At 60.0% G+C, this 26,270-nt stretch carries 23 protein-coding genes; 13 read left to right on the top strand and 10 right to left on the bottom strand.

Annotation, left to right across the window (positions count from 1 at the left end; translation table 11 throughout):
- Positions 1 to 43 precede the first annotated feature (43 nt).
- The 4 genes from BMY45_RS20915 to BMY45_RS20900 form a co-directional block, all read right to left on the bottom strand.
- Positions 44 to 1,087: an ABC transporter substrate-binding protein gene (locus tag BMY45_RS20915; RefSeq protein ID WP_092400944.1), complete on the bottom strand. Its 1,044-nt coding sequence runs from the start codon at positions 1,085 to 1,087 to the stop codon at positions 44 to 46.
- A gap of 49 nt (positions 1,088 to 1,136) precedes the next feature.
- Complete coding sequence (locus tag BMY45_RS20910; RefSeq protein ID WP_092400941.1) at positions 1,137 to 2,261, bottom strand: ABC transporter ATP-binding protein; 1,125 nt, start codon at positions 2,259 to 2,261, stop codon at positions 1,137 to 1,139.
- Positions 2,262 to 2,606: 345 nt separating this feature from the next.
- Positions 2,607 to 3,236, bottom strand: coding sequence for a response regulator (locus BMY45_RS20905; RefSeq protein WP_076383435.1), 630 nt, complete (start codon positions 3,234 to 3,236; stop codon positions 2,607 to 2,609).
- A gap of 71 nt (positions 3,237 to 3,307) precedes the next feature.
- Positions 3,308 to 5,704 carry a PAS domain-containing sensor histidine kinase gene (locus tag BMY45_RS20900; RefSeq protein WP_092400938.1) on the bottom strand — a complete coding sequence of 799 codons (2,397 nt, stop codon included), beginning with the start codon at positions 5,702 to 5,704 and terminating at the stop codon, positions 3,308 to 3,310.
- Between the two features lie 74 nt (positions 5,705 to 5,778).
- Between BMY45_RS20900 and BMY45_RS20895 the strand changes: the two genes are divergently transcribed.
- Complete coding sequence (locus tag BMY45_RS20895; RefSeq protein WP_092400935.1) at positions 5,779 to 6,774, top strand: alpha/beta hydrolase family protein; 996 nt, start codon at positions 5,779 to 5,781, stop codon at positions 6,772 to 6,774.
- 41 nt (positions 6,775 to 6,815) lie between these two features.
- Here BMY45_RS20895 and BMY45_RS20890 read toward each other — a convergent pair whose 3' ends face one another.
- Genes BMY45_RS20890 through BMY45_RS20880 form a run of 3 tightly spaced genes read right to left on the bottom strand, consistent with a single transcriptional unit; the run spans position 6,816 to position 9,278 of the window.
- Complete coding sequence (locus tag BMY45_RS20890) at positions 6,816 to 7,583, bottom strand: TerB family tellurite resistance protein (protein ID WP_092400932.1); 768 nt, start codon at positions 7,581 to 7,583, stop codon at positions 6,816 to 6,818.
- Position 7,584: 1 nt separating this feature from the next.
- Positions 7,585 to 8,256, bottom strand: coding sequence for an N-acetylmuramate alpha-1-phosphate uridylyltransferase MurU (gene murU / locus BMY45_RS20885; protein ID WP_092400929.1), 672 nt, complete (start codon positions 8,254 to 8,256; stop codon positions 7,585 to 7,587).
- Positions 8,253 to 9,278, bottom strand: a complete 1,026-nt coding sequence (locus BMY45_RS20880) for an aminoglycoside phosphotransferase family protein (protein WP_092400926.1) — start codon at positions 9,276 to 9,278, stop codon at positions 8,253 to 8,255. The genes murU and BMY45_RS20880 overlap by 4 nt, the downstream gene beginning before the upstream one ends.
- 130 nt (positions 9,279 to 9,408) lie before the next feature.
- Here BMY45_RS20880 and BMY45_RS20875 point away from each other — a divergent pair, with 130 nt between their 5' ends.
- From BMY45_RS20875 to BMY45_RS20825, 11 genes are all read left to right on the top strand, one after another.
- The gene (locus BMY45_RS20875) at positions 9,409 to 12,207 is read left to right on the top strand and encodes an LPS-assembly protein LptD (RefSeq protein ID WP_092400923.1); all 2,799 of its coding nucleotides are present in this window, start codon (positions 9,409 to 9,411) and stop codon (positions 12,205 to 12,207) included.
- Positions 12,188 to 13,504 carry a peptidylprolyl isomerase SurA gene (gene surA, locus BMY45_RS20870; RefSeq protein ID WP_143071679.1) on the top strand — a complete coding sequence of 439 codons (1,317 nt, stop codon included), beginning with the start codon at positions 12,188 to 12,190 and terminating at the stop codon, positions 13,502 to 13,504. Before BMY45_RS20875 ends, surA begins: the two co-directional genes overlap by 20 nt.
- On the top strand, positions 13,501 to 14,490 hold the full coding sequence (pdxA, locus tag BMY45_RS20865) for a 4-hydroxythreonine-4-phosphate dehydrogenase PdxA (RefSeq protein WP_092400920.1): 990 nt from the start codon (positions 13,501 to 13,503) through the stop codon (positions 14,488 to 14,490). Before surA ends, pdxA begins: the two co-directional genes overlap by 4 nt.
- Entirely contained in the window at positions 14,487 to 15,305 is an 819-nt protein-coding gene (gene rsmA / locus BMY45_RS20860) for a 16S rRNA (adenine(1518)-N(6)/adenine(1519)-N(6))-dimethyltransferase RsmA (protein WP_092400917.1), read from the top strand. The genes pdxA and rsmA overlap by 4 nt, the downstream gene beginning before the upstream one ends.
- A gap of 108 nt (positions 15,306 to 15,413) precedes the next feature.
- A complete protein-coding gene (gene apaG, locus BMY45_RS20855) occupies positions 15,414 to 15,794 on the top strand; it encodes a Co2+/Mg2+ efflux protein ApaG (RefSeq protein WP_047228072.1) in 381 nt (126 codons plus the stop codon).
- Positions 15,794 to 16,672 (top strand): symmetrical bis(5'-nucleosyl)-tetraphosphatase, encoded by an 879-nt coding sequence (locus tag BMY45_RS20850; RefSeq protein ID WP_092400914.1) that lies wholly within the window; start codon positions 15,794 to 15,796, stop codon positions 16,670 to 16,672. Before apaG ends, BMY45_RS20850 begins: the two co-directional genes overlap by 1 nt.
- Positions 16,673 to 16,705: 33 nt before the next feature.
- Entirely contained in the window at positions 16,706 to 17,035 is a 330-nt protein-coding gene (gene glpE, locus BMY45_RS20845) for a thiosulfate sulfurtransferase GlpE (protein WP_092400911.1), read from the top strand.
- 299 nt (positions 17,036 to 17,334) lie between these two features.
- The gene (locus BMY45_RS20840; RefSeq protein ID WP_047228075.1) at positions 17,335 to 19,257 is read left to right on the top strand and encodes a PrkA family serine protein kinase; all 1,923 of its coding nucleotides are present in this window, start codon (positions 17,335 to 17,337) and stop codon (positions 19,255 to 19,257) included.
- A 120-nt stretch (positions 19,258 to 19,377) separates the two neighbouring features.
- Positions 19,378 to 20,649: a YeaH/YhbH family protein gene (locus BMY45_RS20835; protein ID WP_047228076.1), complete on the top strand. Its 1,272-nt coding sequence runs from the start codon at positions 19,378 to 19,380 to the stop codon at positions 20,647 to 20,649.
- Positions 20,646 to 22,211, top strand: coding sequence for a SpoVR family protein (locus BMY45_RS20830; RefSeq protein WP_092400907.1), 1,566 nt, complete (start codon positions 20,646 to 20,648; stop codon positions 22,209 to 22,211). The genes BMY45_RS20835 and BMY45_RS20830 overlap by 4 nt, the downstream gene beginning before the upstream one ends.
- Positions 22,212 to 22,274: 63 nt before the next feature.
- Entirely contained in the window at positions 22,275 to 23,501 is a 1,227-nt protein-coding gene (locus tag BMY45_RS20825; RefSeq protein ID WP_092400904.1) for a multifunctional CCA addition/repair protein, read from the top strand.
- 124 nt (positions 23,502 to 23,625) lie between these two features.
- Here BMY45_RS20825 and folK read toward each other — a convergent pair whose 3' ends face one another.
- Together folK and folB are read right to left on the bottom strand one after the other, a co-directional pair.
- On the bottom strand, positions 23,626 to 24,153 hold the full coding sequence (gene folK, locus BMY45_RS20820; RefSeq protein WP_092400902.1) for a 2-amino-4-hydroxy-6-hydroxymethyldihydropteridine diphosphokinase: 528 nt from the start codon (positions 24,151 to 24,153) through the stop codon (positions 23,626 to 23,628).
- Positions 24,144 to 24,497, bottom strand: coding sequence for a dihydroneopterin aldolase (gene folB / locus BMY45_RS20815; protein ID WP_092400899.1), 354 nt, complete (start codon positions 24,495 to 24,497; stop codon positions 24,144 to 24,146). Before folB ends, folK begins: the two co-directional genes overlap by 10 nt.
- Before the next feature lie 74 nt (positions 24,498 to 24,571).
- Between folB and plsY the strand changes: the two genes are divergently transcribed.
- Complete coding sequence (plsY, locus tag BMY45_RS20810; protein ID WP_092400896.1) at positions 24,572 to 25,141, top strand: glycerol-3-phosphate 1-O-acyltransferase PlsY; 570 nt, start codon at positions 24,572 to 24,574, stop codon at positions 25,139 to 25,141.
- Positions 25,142 to 25,151: 10 nt separating this feature from the next.
- Here plsY and tsaD read toward each other — a convergent pair whose 3' ends face one another.
- A complete protein-coding gene (gene tsaD, locus BMY45_RS20805) occupies positions 25,152 to 26,177 on the bottom strand; it encodes a tRNA (adenosine(37)-N6)-threonylcarbamoyltransferase complex transferase subunit TsaD (RefSeq protein ID WP_092400893.1) in 1,026 nt (341 codons plus the stop codon).
- Positions 26,178 to 26,270: the final 93 nt, after the last annotated feature.

The following is a 26,270-nucleotide window of genomic DNA, read 5'->3' as shown; positions in this document are numbered from 1 at the left end:
TCATGAACACTGAAGATCAAAAGATCGCAGCCTTCGGCAGCTCCTACTTGGCCGCCCAGGAGTTGAAGCGCTGTTCCAGTTGCTCACCGTTGTCAGCCCAGAAGCTGACGTCGATCTGTACCTGGTTGGCGATGTTTTCCGGGGTGGTCGGCATGTCTTTCAAGACATCCTTGGACAACAGCGGTACAGCCTGGGTATTGGCCGGGCCGTAGGCGATGTTTTCCGAGTAGGTCTTTTGCTGCTGCGGTGCCACCGAGAAAGCGATGAATTTCTTCGCAGCTTCGGCGCGGGTCTTGTCCAGACCACGTGGAATTGCCCACGCGTCGAAGTCGTAGATGCCGCCGTTCCACACCACTTTCAGGTTGCTTTCCTTCTGCACCGCAGCGATCCGACCGTTGTAGGCCGAGCTCATGACCACGTCACCGGAAGCCAGGTACTGCGGCGGCTGGGCGCCAGCCTCCCACCACTGGATGTTCGGCTTGAGTTCGTCGAGCTTCTTGAAGGCACGATCCTGGCCATCTTTGCCGGCCAGCACTTTGTAGACGTCTTTCGGCGCAACGCCGTCGGCCATCAAGGCAAATTCCAGGGTGTACTTGGCGCCTTTGCGCAGGCCACGCTTGCCTGGGAATTGCTTGGTGTCCCAGAAATCCGCCCAACTGGTCGGCGCGGTTTTCAGTTTGTCGGCGTTGTAGGCCAGCACGGTCGACCACACGAAGAAGCCCACGCCGCAAGGCTGGATGGCGCCCTTGACGTAGTCTTCGGCCTTGCCGAACAGAGCCGGGTCCAGTTGCTCGAACATGTCTTCGTCACAACCACGGGACAGCTCCGGAGACTCGACTTCCACCAGGTCCCACGAAACGCTCTTGGTGTCGACCATGGCCTTGACCTTGGCCATTTCACCGTTGTATTCGCCAGCGATGATCTTGCCGTTACCGGCCGCTTCCCACGGTGCGTAAAAGGCTTTGGCCTGAGCCGCCTTGTTCGCCCCACCAAAAGACACCACAGTCAGGTCCGGGCCCGCCGCCATCGCGCTTGCCGCACCCATCATGCCCAGGGTCAGGGCTGTGAACTTCAGGGATCTCAACATTTATTGTTCTCTCCACGTGCAGGGTTGGTGTTGGTACAGCAGGGGGCGATCAATTCGCCTCTAGAAGGGGATCGAGCGCACGCACATGCTCGACTTGCCAGCCAAGCGGAACCACGTCCCCAACAGCGAGCCCGGGATCGAGTTCGGCAATCGGTTGTTTCACGAAGAAGTCGTTCTTGCCACAGACCTCCAGGCGAACCCGGACGTGGTCGCCCAGATAGATGAATTCCGCCACCCTCCCTGAGAAGCGGTTGACACATTGTTCGCTTGCGCCGTTGAGGCTCACCCGTTCCGGGCGGATCGACAGGGTCACCGGCTCGCCGGGTTTGCCGACGTTCACCGCCAGGGCCTCGACCTTTTCACCACGCCCCAGCTCTACCAGGCAACGATCACCGGTGTGGCTGTGCAAGCGGCCGTTGAGGCGATTGTTCTCGCCGATGAAGTTGGCGACGAAGGTGTTCTTTGGCTCTTCATAGAGAGTGCGTGGCGGGGCAATCTGCTGGATTTCGCCCTGATGGAACACCGCTACGCGGTCGGACATGGTCAAGGCCTCGCCCTGGTCGTGAGTCACATAGACCACGGTGACACCGAGGCGCTGATGCAGATGCTTGATCTCCATCTGCATGTGCTCACGCAGTTGTTTGTCCAGGGCGCCAAGGGGTTCGTCCATCAGCACCAGTTGCGGTTCGAACACCAATGCCCGGGCCAGGGCGACGCGCTGTTGCTGGCCGCCGGACAACTGCGCCGGGTAGCGTTGGGCAAACGTGTCCAGCTGGACCATGCTCAAGACGCGCTTGACCCGATCACTCACGTCGCTTTTGTTCAAACCGCGCACGGTCAGCGGGAATGCCAGGTTCTCGGCAACGGTCATGTGCGGGAACAAAGCATAGTTCTGGAACACCATGCCGATGTCACGCTTGTGGGGCGGCACGTTGTTGATGGAGCGTCCGGCCAGTTGAATCTCCCCAGCGGTGGGGGTTTCAAAACCGGCGAGCATCATCAGGCTGGTGGTTTTGCCGGAACCGGACGGCCCGAGCAGCGTCAGGAATTCACCTTTGCGAATGTCCAGGTTGAGGTCCTTGACGATCAGGTTCTCGCCGTCGTAGCTCTTTTGCACACCACGAAAGCTGACCAGCACATCACTGGCCCCCGCGCTTGAATCGACCTGGCTCATACCCGCACCTTTTGTATTGATGACTGCTTGTGAATCAAGCCTAGTGGAGCCTGGGGGCCGCGCAAATCGGGACGCAGGAGAGAATGGCCTCAGCCGGATGGAAGAGTCGGTGTAGGGATTTCCCTACAAGGATGGCGGGATTGGGTAAGAGCAGCGGCAAGTTATGAGCTGCAAGCCGCAAGCAGGGGTAAAAGCGGTGTTGGGGCGTGTCGTAAATGGATATGCCGGCGCACTGCCCCTGTGGGAGCGAGCCTGCTCGCGATGGCAGTGTGTCAGTCAACTACGATGCTGAATGGTCCAACTCTATCGCGAGCAGGCTCGCTCCCACAGGGGATTGTGGTGGGCTTAGAGCAATTTGTGCTCCATCGCGTACTTCACCAGTTCCGCCAAGGAAGTGATGTTGAGTTTCTGCATCAGTCGTGCTTTGTGAGTGCTGATGGTTTTGCTGCTCAGGGCCAATTGCTGGGCGATGTCATTGACGTTGGCCCCTTGGGCCAGGCGCTCGAAGACCGAAAATTCACGTTCGGACAGCAGCGAGTGCAACGGTCGGCTGTCGGTCAGGCCTACTTCGAAAACCATGCGGTCGGCCAGTTCCGGGTCGATGTAACGTCCGCCGGCCGCGACCTTGCGAATCGCCATGAGCAGCAATGCCGGGTCGCTGTCCTTGGTCGCGTAACCCGCGGCACCGACCTTCAGCGCCCGCGCCGCCATTTGCGCCTCGTCGTGCATCGACAACACCAGGATGGCCGGCGGATTGTTCAACGCACGGATCCGCGGGATCGCCTCCAGGCCATTGACGCCCGGCATGGAGATATCCAGCAGCACCACCTCGCAGGGCACATGCCGCAAGGTCTCCAGCAATTGCTCGCCATTGCTCGCCTCCCCCACGACCACCAGATCCTTGGCCAGGCCAATCAACTGTTTAATACCTTCACGGACGATGGTGTGGTCTTCGGCTACCAGTACACGGATCACGTTTTTCTCCAGATTCAGAATCTCATCGCGAGCCTGCTCGCGATAGCCTCAGGCAAGCCTAGCGAAAGCCATCAGGCCTCGGTCAACGGTACCCGCACCGCCAGGGTCGTACCCTCCCCCGGTTCACTTTCCAACGATAACTGCCCGCCCATGATCAATACCCGCTCCCGCATGCCGACCAGACCAAAGGAGGTCGGTCGCCCCGTGGCGGGAACGAATCCTACACCGTCGTCACTCACCGTCAGACAGAGTTGGTCGTCTTCCTGCACCAGCGTCAGTTCTACAGTATGCGCCTGAGCATGGCGCATCACATTGGTCAGCGCTTCCTGAAGAATTCGAAACAGACCGATGGCCTTGGCGTCACTCAAGGGCGGCAGATTGTCCGGCACCTGCACCAGACAGGGGATCTGTGTGCGCGCCTCGAAACGCCGCGCCTGCCATTCAATGGCGGAGGCGATGCCGGCATCAAGGATCGGAGGTCGCAGCGCCGTCGCCACATCCCGCACCAACTGGAACAGTTGGGCAATCAGGCGCTTCATACTGTTGAGCCGTTCTTGCAGACCCGGGTCGAGTTGCGCATAGGCCAGTTCGCACATGGACGTTTCCAGCTTCAAGACGGTCAACATCTGACCCAACTCGTCGTGGACCTCCCGAGCTATACGCGCCTTTTCCTCTTCCCGCACGCTCTCCAGGTGCGCCGACAATTCGCGCAGTTGTTCCCGGGAGCTGGCCAGTTCAAGTTCGATACGCTTGCTTTCGGTGATGTCCCAGACGATGCCGTCCCAAACGTAGGCGCCATCCTCGAGACGACGGGTAATGGCCTTGATCTCGGCCCAGCGTTCCCGGCCCTCGCGGGTCAGGATGCGGCCCTGCCACGACCAGTCACTATCGCTGTCCAGCGCCTGATCCTGAGTGCGGTGGTAGCTGGCCTTGTCCTGTGGGTGGACGAGGCTGCGCAGGCCGGTGTCACTGCGGGCCAGGGTCGCGGGTGAATAGCCCACGAGGCTTTCGCTGCCTTCACTGATGTAGGCAAAGTCGATCTGCCCGGTCACCGGGGCGCGCTCCAGGCGAAAGACCAGGCCCGGGACGTTGGCGGCGATTCCCTGCAAGCGCGCCTCGCTTTCGCGCAGCGCCGCCAGAGCACGACGGCGCTCGGTGACGTCGTTTATGTAGACCACCAGGTATTCGGCATCGCGAAAACGCAGGAAGCTCAAGGAAACATCGGCCGGAAGAATACTTCCATCGGCCCGCACGCATTCGGTTTCGAAACTCTGTGGCCCCTCTTCGCTGGCCCGGGCGCGTTTCCACAGATTCAGCCAGCGATCCATGTGCAGGCCCGGTTCGAAGTCGATCAAGGGACGTTCAATAATGCCGCCTGGCGCATAGCCCAACATGATTTCGGCGGCGCGGTTGGCATAACGTACATGGCTATCCCAATTGACCCAGAGAATGCCGACAGTGCTTTGATCAATGGAAAATTGCGTCAAGCGCAGGGCTTCCTCGCTGGCGGCCCGCTGGGCGATGTCATTTCGCGCATTGCGCAGGCGCCGCTCCAGCGCCCTTTGCTCGCGGCGCTGCCAGAACACGATGGCCACGCAGCTCAAGAACAGGGCCAGTAGCAACAGAGTCAGGTTTTGCCAGAAACCCGGAGTGTCGGTCAGCCGCGGATATTTGGGCTTGAGCCAGCGACTGTGCAGCTGCTCAAGTTCCTTGGCCGGGATCGCCTGCAAACCGCTCTCGATGATGTCGGCCAACTCCGGCCAATCCCGGCGAGTGGCGACGCGCAACAGTTGCGGCAGGCCGATATCGCCTACAACCACCAGCCCGGCGAATTCAGGCTCGACCATCAGTCGCCCCAGCTGCGCCTCATCGACCACCGCGTACCCGGCCTGTTGGCTCAACAGCAGTTGCAGGGCCTGGCGTTCCAACGGCACGCCTTGAAGATTCAAGGTCGGGTAATTGCTGCGCAAATAATCGGCCGTGGTACTGGGCATGCGCACCGCCACCCGCACTTGAGCATCGAGCTTTTCCAGTTCGACTCCTTCGGCGCCCTTCTTCTGGCCCACGATCAATTGCGGCACGCGCATGTAGGGGTCGGAAAACCGCCAGAGTCGCAACCCGGCCGGGGTCTGGGTCAGCCCTGGGGCAACATCCACCTCCCCGGAGCGCAACGCGGCTTCCAGTTGCGCCACGTCCTGGAAATTGCGCCAGGTCAGTTCGACATTCAACGCCTTGCCCAACCATTGCATCAGCTCGACATTGGTGCCGGACAGGCGCTGCAAGCGCCGGTCATATTGCGCGTACGGCGCCTGCAACACGAGGCCGACGCGCAGTTGCGGATGCTGGAGCAGCCATTGTCGCTGGCCCGCGTCCAGTTGCACCCCAGTTAACGACGGTGCGGGCGCGGCCCACGCCATCAAGGGAAGCCATAAACAGCCGATAACCCACAGGCAGCAAAAACGCATCATTGAAGTCTCATGCACTGACAAATACTGACCAACCCATTAGGCTGCCGGAAATACTTCTGGTCATGGAATATCCGATGCCCTTTGTTTATCGCCTGGCACTGCCAGCATTGTGCCTGTCGCTGATGCTGCCGAGTGCCTTTTCTGTACAGGCTGAAGAACCGGCGCCCGCAGCGGCGGATCAAGCCACCGAGGAAAAACCGGTCGAACGTCCGCCTTTGCTCGAACGCAGCGAAGAAGAAGCGACAGCACTTGAACGGGAGATCCCGGCCCAGGAGCAACAACAGCTGCAAACCGGCAGCGACACCTTCCTGGCACTCTGGAAACCAGCCAACACCAGCGAACCCAAGGGCACGGTCATCATAGTCCCCGGCGCTGGCGAAACTGCTGACTGGCCTCAAGTGATTGGCCCGATGCGCAAAAAGTTACCGGATATCGAGTGGAGCAGCCTGAGTATCACCCTGCCGGACCTGCAAAGCGACGTCATCGCACCGCGCGTGGTAGAAACACCGCCCGAGACCAAACCGGCCGACGTGGCTGGCGCGGCACCGGATGCCACGACCGCAGCGCCGATTGAACAGGTGGCGGGCGGCGAGGCCGACGCGGTGGATCCGGTCGTTGCCCAAACCAGCGAGGATCACCTCCTGGCCGATGCCGACCGTATCTATACCCGCATCGATGCAGCGCTGGCCTACGCCGAACAGCAGGGCGCCCGCAGCATCGTTCTGCTGGGTCACGGCACCGGCGCCTATTGGGCGGCACGTTACCTGAATGAAAAACAGCCCTCGCAGATCGAGCGTTTCGTGATGGTCGCCGCCCAGACCCCGCTCGCAGTCAAGCCCGCTCTGGCCGAACTGACCCCCACCTTGAAACTGGCCACCGCCGACCTCTTCTACATGGACAAACCGCAGGATCGCAATGCAGCGCTGGAGCGCCTGCAGGCGAGCAAACGGCTTAAAAGTTCGAGCTTCAGTCAGGTGTCGCTCAAAGCAGTGCCCAACCCATCAGCGCAGCAGGAACAGCTGTTTCGTCGGATTCGGGGTTGGCTCAACCCGCAGAAGCCGGGGGAGTGAGGCTTAGACAAGCCCTAACCCAGCCAGCGTTGTGATCCCTTCTAGCGAAAATCCCGGCGCTCGCGGATCAACCGATAGGCGTTGTGCAACTCCCGGGTTTTGTCGGTGGCGTCACGCACTTGCAAAGGCGTCGCCCCGCTGCCGGCAATCTTGTCCGGGTGGTGACGGCTGAGCAGGCGGCGGTAAGCCCGCTTGATCTGCGACGGCTCGCTGGTGGCCGACACCCCCAGCAAGCGCAACGCCTCCTGATAGGTCGCGCCGCTGTTGGGCAACGACGGTTTGTGTGGCTCGTAATCCACCGCCAGTGCCTGGACCTGTTGCGGCGTCCACCCCAGCCATTTGCCCCACTGGGCGAGCAACTCACGCTCGCTTGTGCCCGCGCGACCGTCCGCCCAAACCATCCGCCAACAGGCCCGCAGCACGCCTTCAGCTGCATGGGGCTGGGTCGCAAGGCGACGCAAATAACCGCGCAGATGATCGTTTCCGGATTTGCCCCGGTTGAATGCGGCAACGGCCCGGCGTTGTGCCGGTTCGCTCAGGTCCAGCGCACGCATCTCCTGACGAGCCTGCTGGATGTGCCCATCGACCACTCGTCCGTCGCTCTTGGCCAGCCGGCCAAGCAATACAAACAGCAACTCATCGTTGCGTAATGCCGGACGACCACCCAAACGCTCGCGCACTTGCGCCCAGCCTTGCAGATTAAGTCGCCGATCCAGCGCCTGTCCTAATAACGCTCCCAGCATGGCCCCCGGAATGCTGGCTATGGCAAAGCCCGCCCCGGCTCCAATCAGAGTCCCTGGCCACCACATATCAACGGCTCGCTTCTATCAAGGTTTCAACCTGCGCCAAACGTTCATGAGTCCCCACATCCACCCAGTGTCCCTTCAGGTGCTCGCCGCTGACCTGACCCTCGGCCATGGCCTTGCGTAGCAGCGGTGCGAGTTTGAACGCGCCGTCCAGGCAGCCCTCGAACAACCGTGGATGCAAGACGGCAATGCCGCTGTAGGTCAGTTTGTCGGCAGCCGCCCCGCCATCATGAATCTGCCCGTCGGCCAGAATGAAATCGCCGCCCGGATGATGTTCGGGATTATCCACCAGCACCAGGTGCGCCAAGCCGTCAAGAGGTCGGCGCAAGGCGCTGAAATCGTAATCGGTCCAGATGTCGCCGTTGACCACCAGAAACGCTTCCTCGCCCAGTAACGGCAGGGCGCGGAAAATGCCACCGCCGGTTTCCAGCGGCTCACCTTCGGGCGAGAAATGAATGCTCACGCCAAAACGTGAACCGTCCCCTAGATAATCTTCGATTTGCTGACCGAGCCAGGCGTGATTGATCACAATGTCCTTGAACCCGGCCCGAACCAAGGCACGCAGATGGTATTCGATCAAGGGAACGCCGCCGGCACGAACCAGCGGCTTGGGCGTGGTGAGGGTCAAGGGCCGCATGCGCTCCCCTTTACCCGCCGCCAGGATCATCGCTTTCATGCCGTCGCTCCGGCCGACTGACGCAGGCTGGAGAGCAACTGATCCAGTTCCGCCAGTTCAGGGCGACGGGCAATGACCGCTTCTATATAGGCAAAGAAGCGCGGCACATCACCCAGGTAGCGCGGCTTGCCGTCGCGGTGACAAATACGCGCGAAAATCCCGATGACCTTGAGATGGCGCTGCACGCCCATCAGGTCGCTGGCCCGCAGGAAATCCTCGAAGTCCGGCTGGACCGGGATGCCGAGCGCACCGGCCTGCTGCCAGTAATCCTCGAGCCAGCCACGCACGCGCTCCTCGGGCCAACTGAGAAAGGCATCCTTGAACAGACACGTGACGTCATAAGTCACCGGGCCATAAACCGCATCCTGAAAGTCCAGTACGCCGGGGTTCGGTTCGCTGAGCATCAGGTTGCGCGGCATGTAGTCGCGATGGACCAGCACTTTCGGCTGAGCCAGCGCGCTGTTGATCAGCAGGTCGCTGGCCTGTTGCCAGAGCGCTTGTTGAGCAGCATCCAATTCGATACCCAGCTCATGCTTGACGTACCACTCAGGAAACAGCTCCAGCTCCCGGCGCAGCAAAGCGACGTCGTAGCTGGGCAGTGGCGCGACCATCGGCAGTTGTTGGAAAGCCAACAGGGCCTGCAGGGCGTCACGGAATAATGCGTCGGCATTGTCGCCGTTGATCACGTCCAGATACGTCTGATTGCCCAGGTCATTGAGCAAGAGAAAACCGCGCTCGAGGTCTTCGGCATAAATTTTCGGCACGTTGATGCCGGATTTCGTCAACAAAAAAGCAATGTCCACGAAGGGTTTGCAGTTTTCCTGGGGCGGTGGCGCATCCATCACGATCAAACTGCGGCCCTCGCCTTCCCAGCGGAAATAACGACGGAAACTCGCGTCGCTGCTGGCCGCGGTCAACGTAGCCGGGGGTACGGCGCCCCAGCCCTGCTGAACAAAAAGGATCGGCAGCTGCTCATCGAGCCAAACTTTCAGGTGTTGCAGGCGTACATCTTGGTCAGGCATTGCAAGGGTCTCCGACGGCGCTAGCCGTCAAGCGGGTCATGCTTTATTATCCAGCATCTTTTTCAGACCATCGAGAGGCGTGCGGCCCACACCGCGGGCAGATGGCACGCAGGAAGCCCGGACTAATAAGATGGCATTGAAATCCCCCGCGTTTCGTAAAAAATTTCCGTTGCTGGTCACCGGCAGTCTGCTGGCCCTGCAACCCTTGGCCTCTTCATTCGTCGTTGCGGCGCAGCAGTATGACTGCTCCGTCTCCGCTTCGGGTGCCTGGGACTGTTCGCCCAAGACGCCGGCTGCTGCATTGCCGCCACGTCCGGTGCATGACGGCAGTGCGGTTTCCGCCAGCGGCGAGGCTCCGGCCGACAGCGGCTCGGGCGAAGAAGCCGGCGACAAGCCCGTGCTCGTCACCGAAGCCAAAGGCCGCGGCCTGAAGTCTCGCAGTGCGGACTACAGTCACCTGGACTGGGTTCCACGGGAGAACCTCACCCCTGCCCAATTGGCCGAAACCGGTCCTTATTGCGCCGGTGCCTATATCGAGCCCGTTCGTCCTGGCATGAATGACAAGACGGACAAAAGCGACGCTCCGACCTTCCTCGGCGCCAAGGCGTCGCGCTACCAGCAGGAAGAACAGGTGGCAACGCTGGCCGGCGACGTGGTCATGCGTCAAGGCAGCATGCAGGTCGAGGCTGACGAGGCCAACCTGTACCAGGCTGAAAACCGCGGCGAGCTGAGCGGCAACGTGCGCGTTCGCGACAACGGTGCGCTGATCGTCGGCGACCACGCCGATGTGCAGTTGGACACTGGCGAAGCCAAGGTCGACAACGCCGAATACGTGATGCACAAGTCGCGCATCCGCGGTAACGCGCTGTACGCCAAGCGTGCTGAAAACGCGATCATCCGCCTAAAGGATGGTACGTACACCACGTGTGAGCCAGGCAGCAACGCCTGGACACTCAAAGGCAACAACATCACCCTGAACCCGGCTACCGGCTTCGGCACCGCCACCAACGTGACGCTGCGGGTCAAGGACTTCCCGGTCCTGTATACCCCGTACATCTATTTCCCGATCGATGACCGTCGCCAGTCCGGCTTCCTGCCGCCGACCATCGGCACCGGCAGCGATACCGGCTTTTTGCTGGTCACTCCGTATTACTTCAACCTGGCACCCAACTACGATGCCACGTTGTACCCGCGCTACATGAGCAAGCGCGGTCTGTTGATGGAAGGCGAATTCCGCTACCTGACCAAATCCAGCGAAGGTCAGTTCGGTGCGGCGTACCTCAACGATGAAGACGATGAACGCAGCGGGCAGTCCGACTACGACAAGACCCGCTACATGTACAACTGGCAGCATAAAGGCGGGCTCGATTCGCGTGTGCTGACAGAAGTCGACTACACCAAGATCAGCGATCCTTATTACTTCCAGGATCTGGCAAGCGATCAGATTGGTGTCGAGTCCAATGATTACGTAAACCAGCAGGGTGCAGTCAGCTATCGGGGTGACAACTACGTTGCGCGACTGAATGCCCAGGCTTACCAGATGGCGACGATTTCGAAGATTACGCCGTATAACCGCCTGCCGCAGATCACCTTTAATGGCACCCTTCCCCAACAGCCGTATGGTCTGGATTTCGCCTACAAGACGGAACTGGTGCGGTTTGATCGGGATTTGCGGACCGGTAACTATACCGATGAGGACGGGAACACCGAGCCGTGGCTGGACAACAACGTTCGCGGCCTGGCACGGGCTAACGGCAATCGCCTGAACCTGGCACCGGTCATGAGCCTGCCGATGGAAGCTTCTTACGGCTTTATCAAGCCTTCGCTTAAATACCAGTACACCCAATACGATCTGGACCTGGATGGCAGGGGCAAGTCGCAGATCGCCGCACAATCGGCCGAGGCTGACCGCCTGCGGGGCACTTACAGTGGCAGCCAGAGCCGCGGCGTTCCAATCGCCAGCATCGACAGCGGCCTGTACTTCGACCGGGACACCCAGTGGTTTGGCAGCAACTACCGTCAAACGCTGGAACCGCGACTGTTCTACCTCTATGTTCCTGAGAAAGATCAGAGCGACATCCCGGTTTTCGACACCGGCGAATCCACTTTCAGCTACTCCTCGCTGTTCCGGGACAACCGCTTCTCCGGCTCCGACCGTGTCGGCGACGAGAACAAACTCTCCCTGGGCGTGACCAGCCGCTGGATCCAGGAAAACGGTTTCGAGCGCCAGCGCGTCAGCGTCGGCCAGGCCTTTTACTTCAAGGACCGCGAAGTCCAACTGCCAGGCATCGACTTCAACACGCGTGAAGATGCCAAGTCGGACGTATCGCCATACGCACTGGAATACGAATTCCGCTGGAACCGCGATTGGCGCACCACGGCCACCTACAACTGGGACCCGGACACCCGCAGCCCCCGCTCGGGCAGCGCGATGTTCCACTACCAACCTGAAGACAACCCGAACAAGGTCGTCAACGCCGGTTACCGCTACCGCAACGACCAGGTGCGCTACGACCAGACTACTGGCCAATGGTCCGTGGGTGGTGGCGACTATGGCACTCCGGGCACTCCGGGCTACGTAAAGGACTACTACAAGATCCAGCAGCACGACTTCTCGGTCATCTGGCCAGTCGTGCCGCAGTGGAATCTCATCAGCCGCTGGCAGTATGACTACAACCGCAACCGTACCCTGGAAGCCTTCGGTGGTTTCGAATACGACAACTGCTGCTGGAAACTGCGCCTGATCAACCGTTACTGGGTCGACTATGAAGAGTTCAGTCAAGCCGCCCCGGAAAACGAGAAGGGCGACCACGGCATCTTCCTCCAAATTGTCCTGAAGGGACTCGGCGGCCTCACCGGCGCCAAGGTAGAGAGCTTCCTCGACAAAGGCATCCAAGGTTATCGTGAACGTGAAGACCAAGCTTTCTGATTGTCTGCGCCCGCTGATGCTGGGCGCGCTGTTCCTGGGTACTGCGGCCAACGCCGCGGTACAGCCCATCGACAAAGTGGTGGCTATCGTCGACAACGACGTGGTCATGCAGAGCCAGCTGGACCAGCGCGTCCATGAAGTGCAGCAGACCATCGCCAAGCGCGGTGGTGGCCTGCCGCCTCCGGGCGTATTGGATCAACAAGTGCTCGAACGCCTGATCGTCGAAAACCTGCAATTGCAGATTGGCGAACGCTCGGGCATCCGCATCACTGATGAAGAATTGAACCAGGCCGTCGGCACCATTGCCCAGCGCAACAACATGACCGTCGACCAGTTCCGCGCTGCCCTGGCTCGCGACGGCCTCTCTTACGAGGACGCTCGCGATCAGATCCGCCGCGAGATGATCATCAGCCGTGTGCGCCAGCGTCGTGTAGCCGAGCGCATCCAGGTGTCCGAGCAGGAAGTGAAAAACTTTCTCGCCTCCGATCTGGGCAAGATGCAGCTTTCCGAGGAACTGCACCTGGCGAACATCCTGGTTCCTACCCCGGAAAGCGCCAACTCCGAAGCCATCCAGAATGCTTACCGTCAGGCGATGGACATCTACCAGCAACTCAAGCAAGGCGCCGACTTCGGTCAGATGGCCATTGCCAGGTCTGGCAGTGACAACGCCCTGGAAGGTGGTGACATGGGCTGGCGCAAGGCCGCCCAATTGCCCCCGCCGTTCGATCGCGAACTGAGCAGCATGGCCGTGGGTGACATCACCCAACCAGCCCGCACGCCCGGCGGCTTTATCATTCTCAAGCTGTTGGAAAAGCGCGGTGGCGGCGCTCAGGTGCGTGACGAAGTGCATGTTCGTCATATCCTGATCAAGCCAAGCGAGATCCGCAGCGAAGCCGAGACCAAGCGTCTGGCGGAAAAGCTTTATGAGCGCATCGAGGCGGGTGAAGATTTCGCCGAGCTGGCGAAGAGCTTCTCGGAAGACCCAGGTTCTGCCCTCAACGGCGGCGACCTGAACTGGGTTGACCCGAACGCACTGGTACCCGAGTTCCGCCAGGTGATGGCCGAAACGCCACAAGGCCAACTGTCCAAGCCGTTCAAGAGCCCGTACGGCTGGCACGTACTGGAAGTCCTTGGCCGCCGCGCCACCGACAGCACCACCCAGGCTCGCGAACAACAGGCGATGACCGTGCTGCGCAACCGCAAGTACGACGAAGAGCTGCAAACCTGGCTGCGTCAGATCCGCGACGAAGCCTACGTCGAAATCAAACTCCCTGGTGCAGACCAGGCAGCGCAGTGAAACCCAAGCGTTTCGCGCTGACACCCGGCGAGCCTGCCGGCATCGGTCCCGACCTGTGCCTGCTGCTCGCCTCGCAACCCCAGCCACATCCCTTGATAGCCATCACCAGCCGCGACCTGCTCCTTGAGCGGGCTGCGCAGCTGGGGGTGGTCGTCGACCTGCTGCCAGTGATACCGGGGGCCTGGCCGGATGTCCCGGCACCCGCCAATAGCCTGTATGTCTGGGATACGCCACTGGGCGCCCCGGTGGTTACCGGGCAACTGGACAAGACCAACGCGGCATTCGTCCTGCAAACCCTGACCCGCGCTGGCCAGGGCTGCCTGGACGGGAGTTTCGCCGGCATGATCACCGCTCCGGTGCACAAGGGCGTGATCAACGAATCCGGGATTGCCTTTTCCGGGCATACCGAATTCCTGGCGGACCTGACCCACACCACGCAGGTGGTCATGATGCTCGCCACCCGTGGCCTGCGCGTGGCATTGGTGACCACGCACCTGCCTTTGCGGGACGTTGCCGACGCCATCACCCCACAACGCCTGGAGCGGGTCACGCGGATATTGCACGCCGACCTGCAGGAAAAGTTCGGCATCGCCCGGCCCCGTATCCTGGTGTGCGGGCTCAACCCCCATGCCGGTGAAGGCGGACATCTGGGCCATGAAGAAATCGACACCATAGAACCCACCTTGGAGCGCTTGCGCAGCGAGGGCATGGACCTGCGTGGCCCGCTGCCTGCCGACACTCTGTTTACCCCCAAATATCTGGAGCACTGCGACGCGGTGCTGGCGATGTACCACGATCAGGGCCTGCCCGTACTGAAGTACAAAGGCTTTGGCGCGGCAGTCAACGTAACCCTGGGCCTGCCGATCATCCGCACATCGGTGGACCATGGCACCGCCCTGGACCTGGCCGGCAGTGGCAGGATCGATACCGGTAGCCTGCAAGTCGCCTTGGAAACCGCCTACCAGATGGCCGAGACCCATTTATGACCGAGCAATACCAACACCGCGCGCGCAAGCGCTTCGGCCAGAACTTCCTGCATGACGCTGGCGTAATCGATCGCATCCTGCGCTCCATCAATGCCAAACCCGATGATCGCCTGCTGGAGATTGGCCCGGGCCAGGGCGCCCTGACCGAAGGCCTGCTCGGCAGCGGTGCGCAACTGGACGTGGTGGAACTGGACAAGGACCTGATTCCGATCCTCAACCAGCAGTTCGCTGGCATGAGCAACTTCAACCTGCACCAGGGCGACGCGCTGAAGTTCGACTTCAATAGCCTGGAGGCTGCGCCCAATAGTCTGCGGGTGGTGGGGAATCTGCCGTACAACATCTCCACGCCACTGATCTTTCATTTGCTGAGCAACGCTGGCCTGATCCGCGACATGCACTTCATGTTGCAAAAAGAGGTGGTCGAACGGCTGGCTGCCGGCCCTGGCGGCGGTGACTGGGGTCGCCTGTCGATCATGGTTCAGTACCATTGCCGGGTCGAACATCTGTTCAATGTAGGCCCTGGGGCATTCAACCCGCCACCGAAAGTCGACTCGGCCATCGTCCGCCTGGTACCCCATGCCGTCCTGCCGCACCCGGCCAAGGATCATCGCCTGCTGGAGCGCGTCGTACGCGAAGCTTTCAATCAGCGTCGCAAAACCCTGCGCAACACCCTGAAATTATTGCTCAGCAGCGCCGAAATCGAAGCCGCCGGCGTTGACGGCAGCCTGCGTCCCGAGCAATTGGACCTGGCGGCGTTCGTGCGCCTGGCCGACAAGCTCAGCGAACAGGCAGCGCCCAAAGCCGACGCCATCTGACAAGCTCATCGCTATCGGGTAGGACGTCTGGTCTACTACCCGACACATGGCCTAGACTGATCTTCTCAGCTACGCCCGCGTCCCGCTTCGCTTTTAAGGCCTTTTTGCATGTCCGATCTTCGTTATCAGGTCGACGTCAGCGTCGCCACCCGCTTTCTGGCAGAACAGTCGCAACCCGAGCACAACCGTTTCGCCTTCGCCTATACCATTACCGTGAGCAACAACGGCTCATTGCCAGCCCGGCTGCTATCACGCCACTGGGTCATCACCGACGGTGATGGTCATGTTGAACATGTGCGGGGCGAGGGGGTGGTCGGTCAGCAACCGCTGATCGACGCTGGAAAAAGCCATAGCTACAGCAGTGGGACGGTGATGACGACCAAGGTCGGCACCATGCAGGGCACGTACCAGATGCTGGCGGAGGACGGCACGCGTTTCGACGCGATCATCAAGCCGTTTCGCCTGGCGGTACCCGGAGCCTTGCACTGATGGCGACGTATGCGGTCGGCGATCTGCAAGGTTGCCTGGACCCGCTCAAATGCCTGCTGGAACGGGTCGCCTTCGACCCACACAAAGACACGCTGTGGCTGGTGGGCGATCTGGTCAATCGGGGCCCACAATCGCTTGAGACCTTGCGCTTTCTCTACAACATCCGCGATTCGCTGGTCTGCGTGCTCGGCAATCACGACCTGCACCTGCTGGCCGCCTGGCAGAACATCGAGCGCCTGAAAAAATCCGATACCTTGAGCGAGATCCTCGATGCTCCCGATTGCGTCGAGCTGCTGGAATGGCTGCGCCTGCAAAAGCTGATGCACTACGACGAGCAGCGTAACCTGGCGCTGGTGCACGCCGGCATCCCCCCTCAGTGGTCCTTGCGCAAGGCGCTCAAGTGCGCCGGCGAAGTCGAACAAGCGCTGCGCGACGACAACCTGTTCGGCCCCTACCTGGATGGCATGTACGGCAATGAACCGGTCAAATGGGACAACGATCTCACCGGCACCGCCCGTCTGCGAGTCATCACCAATTATTTCACCCGCATGCGCTTCTGCACCCGCGACGGTAAGCTGGACCTCAAGGGCAAGGAAGGCATCGAGACCGCGCCACCTGGTTACGCCCCCTGGTTCAAACACAAAGAGCGCAAGACCCGTAATCTGAAGATCATTTTCGGGCACTGGGCGGCACTGGAAGGCCAATCCGACGAACCTGGGGTTTTCGCCCTCGACACCGGATGCGTATGGGGTAGCGCGATGACCCTGATGAACGTCGACTCGGGCGAGCAACTGCGTTGCGAGTGTGACGAACAGGGTCACGCCAAATCCCTTCATCATCCGACCATTGCATCAGTAACGGCCGCTACCATCGTTTGATCGGTGCCGCGCGTCAGGCTACAGGAGTCCCTAATGACCGCTTTTAAACGCATCCCCCCAGAGCAGGCCCAGGCCCTGCGTGAAACAGGCGCGGTTGTCGTCGACGTTCGAGATCCGGCCACATTCGCTGCCCTGCACATCAGCGGCTCGACCCATCTGGATAACCACTCTCTCTCCGATTTCATCCGCAATGCGGACCTCGATGCCCCCGTGGTGGTGGTCTGTTATCACGGCAACTCCAGCCAGAGCGCGGCCGCTTACCTGGTCAGCCAAGGCTTCTCCGATGTCTATAGCCTGGATGGCGGTTTTGAGCGGTGGCGCACGATTTATCCTGAAGAAACAGCCCCAGGTAACCCGGAATAATTTTTATGACGCCCAAGCCCACGTGAACCGCGGGTTTGGGTGATGGCGGACGAACGGTCTGCCACAACTAATTACGCATTCAACCTTTACCTCTCCGATTCCGAACTATCCTTAGCCTCAGGCCATCCAAAACAGGGGAGAGCCGGTACACCGGCGCGCGGGTTCATCGGGAGACAGCTTTCAGGAGACGGCATTTCTGAAAGCATTCTGGGGGGTAAACGGCAGCTGGGTTCCCAGCGGCCGACCAGCATCGACTGATTGATCCGACACCGGCTCCACGTATCGAGCGAGGTGACGTCATGAGCATTTTTAGCCACTTCCAGCAACGTTTCGAGTCCACGCGGCAGGAGGAATACTCGCTGCAGGAATACCTCGATCTCTGCAAGCAGGACCGCAGCGCCTACGCATCGGCTGCGGAACGCCTGTTGCTGGCAATCGGAGAACCGGAACTGCTGGATACCTCGGCCAATTCGAGGCTTTCGCGGATCTTTTCCAACAAGGTGATTCGCCGCTATCCGACCTTCCAGGACTTCCATGGCATGGAAGAGTGCATCGACCAGATCGTGTCCTATTTCCGCCACGCCGCTCAGGGTCTGGAAGAAAAGAAACAGATCCTGTACCTGCTGGGTCCCGTCGGCGGCGGTAAATCGTCCCTGGCCGAGAAGCTCAAGGAACTGATCGAAAAGGTGCCCTTCTACGCCATCAAGGGTTCTCCAGTGTTCGAATCCCCCCTGGGGCTGTTCAACGCTACCGAAGATGGCGCGATTCTGGAGGAAGACTTCGGTATTCCGCGCCGCTACCTCAATACCATCATGTCGCCATGGGCCACCAAGCGTCTGGCCGAGTTCGGCGGTGACATCAGCCAGTTCCGGGTGGTCAAGCTCTACCCTTCGATCCTCAACCAGATCGCGGTGGCCAAGACCGAACCGGGGGATGAAAACAACCAGGACATTTCCGCCCTCGTGGGTAAGGTCGATATCCGCAAGCTGGAGGAGTTTCCTCAAAACGACGCCGACGCCTACAGCTATTCGGGTGCGCTGTGCCGGGCCAACCAAGGCCTGATGGAATTCGTCGAAATGTTCAAGGCGCCCATCAAAGTGCTGCACCCCCTGCTGACCGCAACTCAGGAAGGCAACTACAACAGCACTGAAGGGCTGGGGGCGATTCCGTTCAGCGGCATTCTGCTGGCGCACTCCAACGAATCGGAATGGCACACCTTCCGCAACAACAAGAACAACGAAGCCTTCATCGACCGGATCTACATCGTCAAGGTGCCCTACTGCCTGCGAGTCACCGACGAGGTCAAGATCTACGACAAGCTGCTGTTCAACAGCTCCTTGTCCAAGGCCCACTGCGCCCCCGACACACTGAAGATGCTTGCCCAATTCACTGTGCTGTCGCGCCTGAAGGAGCCGGAAAACTCCAACATCTATTCGAAGATGCGCGTCTATGACGGTGAGAACCTCAAGGACACTGATCCGAAGGCCAAGTCGATCCAGGAATACCGCGACAACGCGGGGGTCGATGAAGGGATGAATGGTCTGTCCACACGTTTTGCCTTCAAGATCCTGTCCAAGGTTTTCAACTTCGATCCACACGAAATCGCAGCCAACCCGGTTCACCTGCTGTATGTATTGGAACAGCAGATCGAGCAGGAACAGTTCCAGGCGGAAACCCGCGAGCGTTACCTGCGTTTCCTGAAGGAGTATCTGGCTCCGCGTTATATCGAGTTCATCGGCAAGGAAATCCAGACCGCGTACCTGGAGTCCTACAGCGAATATGGGCAGAACATCTTCGATCGCTACGTGCTTTACGCGGACTTCTGGATCCAGGATCAGGAATACCGCGATCCGGAAACCGGCGAAATCCTCAACCGCGTGGCGCTGAACGAGGAACTGGAAAAAATCGAGAAACCGGCCGGGATCAGCAATCCCAAGGATTTCCGCAACGAAATCGTCAACTTTGTCTTGCGGGCCCGGGCCAACAACAACGGCAAGAACCCAACCTGGCTCAGCTACGAAAAGCTGCGGGTGGTCATCGAGAAGAAAATGTTCTCCAACACCGAAGACCTGTTGCCGGTCATCAGCTTCAACGCCAAGGCCAGCAAGGAGGACCAGCAAAAACACAACGACTTCGTCACACGCATGGTCGAACGTGGCTACACCGACAAACAGGTACGCCTGCTCTCCGAGTGGTACCTGCGGGTCCGGAAATCGCAGTGAGGCAGTAGCAAGCTACAAGCTACAAGCTGCAAGAAAAAAAGCGCGTAAGCCTGATATCCGGGTCAGCGCGCCGACTTGCAGCTTGTAGCTCACAACTTGAAGCTGCCCAGAGGGCCACCCATGAGCTATGTGATCGACCGACGCCTTAATGGCAAGAACAAAAGCACGGTGAACCGCCAGCGATTTCTGCGGCGTTACCGTGACCACATCAAGAAGGCCGTCGAAGAGGCGGTCAGCCGCCGTTCCATTACCGACATGGAACATGGCGAGCAAATCAGTATCCCCGGACGCGACATCGACGAGCCGGTGCTTCACCACGGGCGTGGCGGCAAACAGACTGTCGTGCACCCCGGCAACAAGGAATTCACCAGCGGCGAACACATTCCGCGCCCACAAGGCGGAGGTGGCGGGAGAGGTCCGGGCAAGGCCGGTAACTCCGGCGAGGGCATGGACGAATTCGTGTTCCAGATTACCCAGGAGGAATTCCTGGAGTTCATGTTCGAGGACCTCGAGCTGCCGAATCTGGTCAAGCGCAATCTAACCGGCACCGATACGTTCAAGACGGTGCGCGCCGGCATCAGCAATGAAGGCAATCCTTCGCGTATCAACATTATCCGTACGCTTCGCTCAGCCCATGCCCGGCGCATCGCGCTGTCAGGCAGCAGCCGGGCAAAATTGCGCGAGACAAAGGAGGAACTCGCCCGCCTGAAGCGCGAAGAACCCGACAATTTTGGCGATATTCAGGAGCTGGAAGCGGAGATCGAAAAACTTAGCGCGCGGATTCACCGTGTGCCATTTCTCGATACCTTCGACCTCAAGTACAACCTGCTGGTGAAACAACCCAACCCCAGTTCCAAGGCCGTGATGTTCTGCCTGATGGACGTGTCAGGGTCCATGACCCAGGCCACCAAGGATATTGCCAAGCGGTTCTTCATCCTGTTGTACCTGTTCCTCAAACGGAACTACGACAAGATCGATGTGGTGTTCATCCGCCACCACACCAGCGCCAGGGAAGTGGACGAAGAGGAGTTCTTCTATTCCCGGGAAACCGGCGGCACGATTGTCTCCAGTGCCCTGAAGTTGATGCAGGAAATCATGGCCGAACGCTATCCGGCCAATGAATGGAACATCTACGCCGCCCAGGCGTCCGACGGCGACAACTGGAACGATGATTCACCCATTTGCCGCGACATCCTGATCAATCAGATCATGCCGTTCGTCCAGTACTACACCTATGTGGAAATCACTCCACGGGAACATCAGGCCTTGTGGTACGAATATGAACGCATTGCCGAAGCGTTTTCCGACACATTTGCCCAACAGCAACTGGTTTCGGCCGGGGATATATACCCGGTCTTCCGTGAACTCTTCCAGCGCAGGTTAGTGACATGACCGCCAAAAAAGAGCAGAAGCGTCAACCCATCTCCACCGGTTCCGAATGGACGTTCGAGCTGATCCAGGCCTACGACCGGGAAATCAGCCGTATCGCGGACCGTTATGCCCTGGACACTTACCCGAACCAGATCGAGGTGATCACCGCCGAACAGATGATGGACGCCTACGCCTCGGTCGGCATGCCACTGGGCTATCACCACTGGTCCTACGGCAAGCACTTCCTCAGTACCGAGAAATCCTACAGCCGCGGCCAGATGGGGTTGGCCTATGAGATCGTGATCAACTCCGACCCTTGCATCGCCTACCTGATGGAAGAAAATACCATCTGCATGCAGGCCTTGGTGGTGGCCCATGCGTGCTACGGCCACAACAGCTTCTTCAAGGGTAATTACCTGTTTCGCACCTGGACCGATGCCAGCTCGATCATCGATTACCTGGTATTTGCCAAGCAATACATCATGCAATGCGAGGAGCGTCACGGCATCGATGCCGTGGAGGACCTGCTGGACTCCTGCCATGCGCTGATGAACTACGGCGTGGACCGCTACAAACGACCGTATCCGATTTCCGCCGAAGAAGAACGCCGGCGTCAAAAGGATCGCGAAGAACATCTGCAAAAGCAGATCAACGATCTGTGGCGCACCATTCCCAAAGGTGCCGACAAGTACAGCGAGAAAGACAACGCGCGCTTCCCTGCCGAGCCTCAGGAAAACATCCTCTATTTCATTGAAAAACACGCGCCGCTGCTGGAGCCGTGGCAGCGGGAGATCGTGCGCATCGTGCGCAAGATCGCCCAATACTTTTATCCACAGCGCCAGACCCAGGTCATGAACGAAGGCTGGGCCACGTTCTGGCATTACACGCTGATGAACGACCTGTACGACGAAGGCCTGGTCACCGACGGCTTTATGATGGAGTTCCTCACGTCCCACACCAGCGTGGTGTTCCAGCCCGGTTTCGACAGCCCGTATTACAGCGGCATCAACCCTTATGCGCTGGGCTTTGCCATGTACCGCGATATCCGGCGCATGTGCGAAAACCCCACCGAGGAGGATCGGCGCTGGTTCCCGGACATCGCCGGCTCGGATTGGTTGTCCGCCATTAAATTCGCTATGAGCAGCTTCAAGGACGAGAGCTTCATCCTCCAGTACCTCTCGCCCAAGGTCATCCGCGACCTGAAACTGTTCAGCATCCTCGATGATGACCAGAAAGATGACCTGCTGGTGCCTGCCATCCACGATGAAAGCGGTTATCGCGTCATCCGCGAGACGCTGGCGGCGCAATACAACCTGGGCAACCGCGAACCCAACGTTCAGATCTACAGTATCGATCGCCGGGGCGATCGCTCGCTGACGCTGCGCCATCAGGCACACGATCGCAAACCGCTGGGCGATTCAACCGATGAAGTCCTCAAGCACCTGCACCGCCTTTGGGGGTTCGACATTCATCTCGAAACCTTGCAGGGCGACCAAGTGATGAAAACCCATCACGTGCCACCCAGAACCGAACAAACCGAAGGAGATTATGGCCGGCTGGACCTGGCCGTCATTCATCTTTGAACCCGTTTTCACCTCCGAACGCCTGGCGCAAAGGTTATCCTGTCAGACCAACGGAGGTTTTTTATGCAGATCTATAAAGTCGGCGGCGCCGTTCGCGATCGCCTGCTGGGCATTCCTGTCACCGACATCGATCGGGTCGTGGTGGGGGCTACTGCCGAGGACATGCTCGCCAAGGGCTTTCGCCCAGTGGGAGCTGATTTTCCGGTATTCCTTGATCCCAAGACCGGGGAGGAATACGCCCTAGCCCGCACCGAACGCAAAAGTGGCCGCGGTTATGGCGGCTTCGTGTTCCATGCCAGCCCTGAAGTCACCCTCGAAGAAGACCTGATCCGCAGGGACCTGACGATCAACGCCATGGCCGAAGATGACCATGGCAATCTTACCGACCCGTACCACGGCCAACGCGATCTCAAAGCCCGCCTGCTGCGTCATGTTTCCCCCGCGTTCGCCGAAGATCCCCTCAGGGTCCTGCGGGTTGCCCGCTTTGCCGCGCGCTATGCTGCGCTGGGTTTCAAAGTGGCTGACGAAACCCTGGAACTGATGCGCCAGCTCAGCGACTCTGGCGAATTGCAAGCCTTGACCGCCGAGCGCAGTTGGAAAGAAATTTCCCGCGCCCTCATGGAAAAACAACCACAGGTGTTTTTCCAGGTCCTGCGCGATTGCACAGCCCTCAAAGTCTTGATGCCCGAGGTGGATGCGCTGTTCGGCGTGCCGCAACCCGAGGCCCATCATCCGGAAATCGACACCGGCGTCCACACTCTGAGCGTGCTGGAGCAGGCAGCCCTGCATGAACAGCCACTGACGGTCCGTTGGGCGTGCCTGCTGCATGATCTGGGCAAAGGGCTGACGCCCGCGCACGAATGGCCGCGACACATCGCCCATGAGCACAAGGGGCTGAAGCTGATCAAAGCGGTCAATGAACGTTTCAAGGCGCCTCGCGACTGCCAGGAACTGGCGTTACTCGTCGGTCAATACCACACCCATGGTCATCGCGCCCTTGAGTTGAAGGCTTCTACCTTGCTTGAGCTGTTGCACAGCTTTGACGTGTATCGCCGCCCCCAGCGCTTCGAGGAGTTCATCGCGGCCTGTGAGATGGATGCGCGCGGTCGTAAGGGCCTGGAGAGTCGAAGTTATCCACAGGCGGATTACCTGCGGGGAGCGGCAACGGCCGCACGCGGAGTAGCGGTGCAGCCCTTGCTGGAAAAAGGCTTCAAGGGTCCTGAACTGGGCGAGGCGATCAAGCGTGAACGCCTCAAGGCGTTGAAGGCATACAAGGAAGCGACGAACTGACAGAGCTTGTGTCGGCTTGCATCTGGGGAGCATAGGCCGCCGCCATCGCGAGCGGGCTCGCTCCCACAGGATATCGCGGACCGCTCAGAGGCAATGTGGAAGCGAGCCAGCTCGCGCGATGACGTCAGAGGCCTGACAGCAGCTCAAAAGGCGTGAGCGGTACACCCCGCCACTCAAAAGCCACCGGCGCCAGCACCTGATCAATCTGCGCCTCATCCCACAAAGTCGCGAAGCTTTTTCCCACGCCAGGATGAATCCGGTCGGGCGCAATCAACGACAACGGCCAAAGGACAAAGGCGTTCTTGAGGATTTCGGCGCGGGGCAGGATCAAGCCGTCGAAATTGCCGACCTGCTCGCCATACAACAACACGTCGATATCCAGCGGGAGCCCTTTGCGGTCCGGCGCATAACGACCATTGTCTGCCTCGATGAACTTGAGGCGACGGTCCAGCTCCATCAGCGGCAGATCCGTGTAGGCAGCTACGACGAAATTGAAAAAAGGCCCGCTCTTGATGCCCACCGGCTGGCTCTCGAACACCGCCGAACAGCGTATGTCCACCAGGAACCCGGCAAGGGCTTCAAGACCTGCGCACAAGTGGGCTTCGCGCTCGATATTGCTGCCGAGCCCGAGAAAAACCTGAGTCAGCGACATCCGCGCTCGATCTCCACGCCCACGCCCCTGGCGGCCGGCACAGCGCCGGGCTTGGTCAGTTTCAGACGCAGCCAGGTAATCTTGAACTCGTCCATCAACGCTTGGGCCAGTCGTTCGGCAAAGGTCTCAACCAACTGGTACTGGGCTTGCTCGGCAAATGCCTGGATGCGCGACGATACGCTGGCGTAATCGAGCGCCAGGGTCAGGTCATCGTCGGCGGCGGCCGGACGGTTATCCCAGGCGAAACTCAGATCCAGCCGCAGACACTGGCGGATGCCGCGCTCCCAGTCGTAGGCACCAATGACCGTGTCGACTTCCAGGCCTTCGATAAACACTCTGTCCAAGCACTCTTCTCCGCAGCACGACAAGGGCGCAATGCGCCGTTAGAATCAGGGCGTCCTCGCCCGGAATAGTTAGCATGTTTTGGTTACTGGCGACTTTCGCCTACCTGCTCGGCTCGCTGTCCTTCGCCATTTTGCTCAGCCGCCTGACCGGTCGCCCGGATCCGCGAATGAGTGGCTCGGGCAATGCCGGCGCCACCAACATGCTGCGCCTGGCCGGACGCAAACTTGCCATCCTGACCTTGCTTGGCGACCTCTGCAAAGGCCTTGTCCCGGTTCTGCTCGCCAATCTTGCAGGACTTTCGTTGCAGCAACAGGCCTGGATCGGTGTCTGCGCCGTCATCGGTCACTTGTTCCCGCTGTACTTTCGCTTTCGCGGCGGCAAGGGCGTCGCCACCGCCGCCGGCATGTTGCTGGGTCTGTATCCACCCGCCGCCCTGCTGGCCGTCGCTGCCTGGCTGCTGACGTTCTACCTGACCCGCACCAGCTCCCTGGCCGCCCTGATCGCCACGCCGCTGATCCTGCCATTGCTGGCCTGGCAGGAACCGACGGCCTTGCTGCCGGTGACCGCACTCGTTGCACTGATCGTCTGGCGCCACCGGGGCAATCTACGCGACCTGTTTGCCGGGCGCGAACGGCATTTTTAAACCGCACGCCCTACAGCGGTGACAACTGCTCCATGGGCCAGCGCGCCTGCACGCTGATTGCCAGGCTTTCGTGCTGGCCAGCTTGCAAACGTTGGCATCCGGCGAAGGCAATCATCGCCCCGTTATCTGTACAGAACTCCGGCCTGGCGTAGTAAACGTCGCCGTTCATGCTGCCAAGCATGCTCTCCAGTGACACGCGCAAAGCCTTATTCGCACTGACTCCGCCAGCGATCACCAAACGCTTGAGTCCGGCCTGTTTCAGGGCGCGCTTGCACTTGATGGTCAAAGTCTCCACCACCGCTTGCTGGAACGCCAGCGAGATGTCGCAACGGGCTTGCTCGCCGTCGTCTCCGGCGCTGACGCATTGCTGCCAGGTGTTCAGGGCGAAGGTTTTCAGGCCGCTGAAGCTGAAATCCAGGCCGGGGCGGTCACACATCGGCCGCGGAAAGACGAACCGCCCTTCAATCCCTTGGGCCGCCAACCGCGCGATTTCCGGTCCGCCCGGGTAATTGAGGCCCATCATCTTCGCAGTCTTGTCGAAAGCTTCACCGGCAGCGTCGTCCAGGGTTTCTCCCAACAGTTCGTATTGGCCGATGCCATCGACCCGGACCAACTGGGTATGACCGCCCGAGACCAACAAAGCGACGAACGGAAACTCCGGTGGTTGCGGCTCCAGCATCGGCGCCAGCAAATGACCTTCCATGTGATGCACACCCAAGGCCGGGATACCCCAGGCGAAGGCGAGCGCCTGGGCACAGGAAGCACCCACCAGCAGCGCGCCCACCAGGCCCGGCCCGGCGGTGTAGGCAATGGCGTCGATCTCGGTCGGCACACAGCCGGCCTCAGCCAGGACCTGGCGAATCAAAGGCAGCATGCGCTTGACGTGATCGCGGGACGCAAGCTCGGGTACCACGCCGCCATAGGCGCGGTGCAGGTCGATCTGGCTGAACAGTGCATCGGCCAACAGGCCGCGTTCACTGTCGTATAATGCGACACCTGTTTCGTCGCAGGAGGTTTCTAATCCCAGTACTAGCATGGGTTTGCGCCTTGTAGAGGCTGAATTCGAAGGCGCGCATAATAGTCGTCACGTTGTGCCCCGACCAGCGGTTTTCGATCAGAGGCTTTGCAT

The organism is Pseudomonas sp. NFACC39-1 (assembly GCF_900110355.1).
GTDB lineage: Bacteria > Pseudomonadota > Gammaproteobacteria > Pseudomonadales > Pseudomonadaceae > Aquipseudomonas > Aquipseudomonas tehranensis.
Note: the sequence above shows the minus strand (reverse complement) of the source record. Positions and strands in the feature narration are given on the sequence as shown.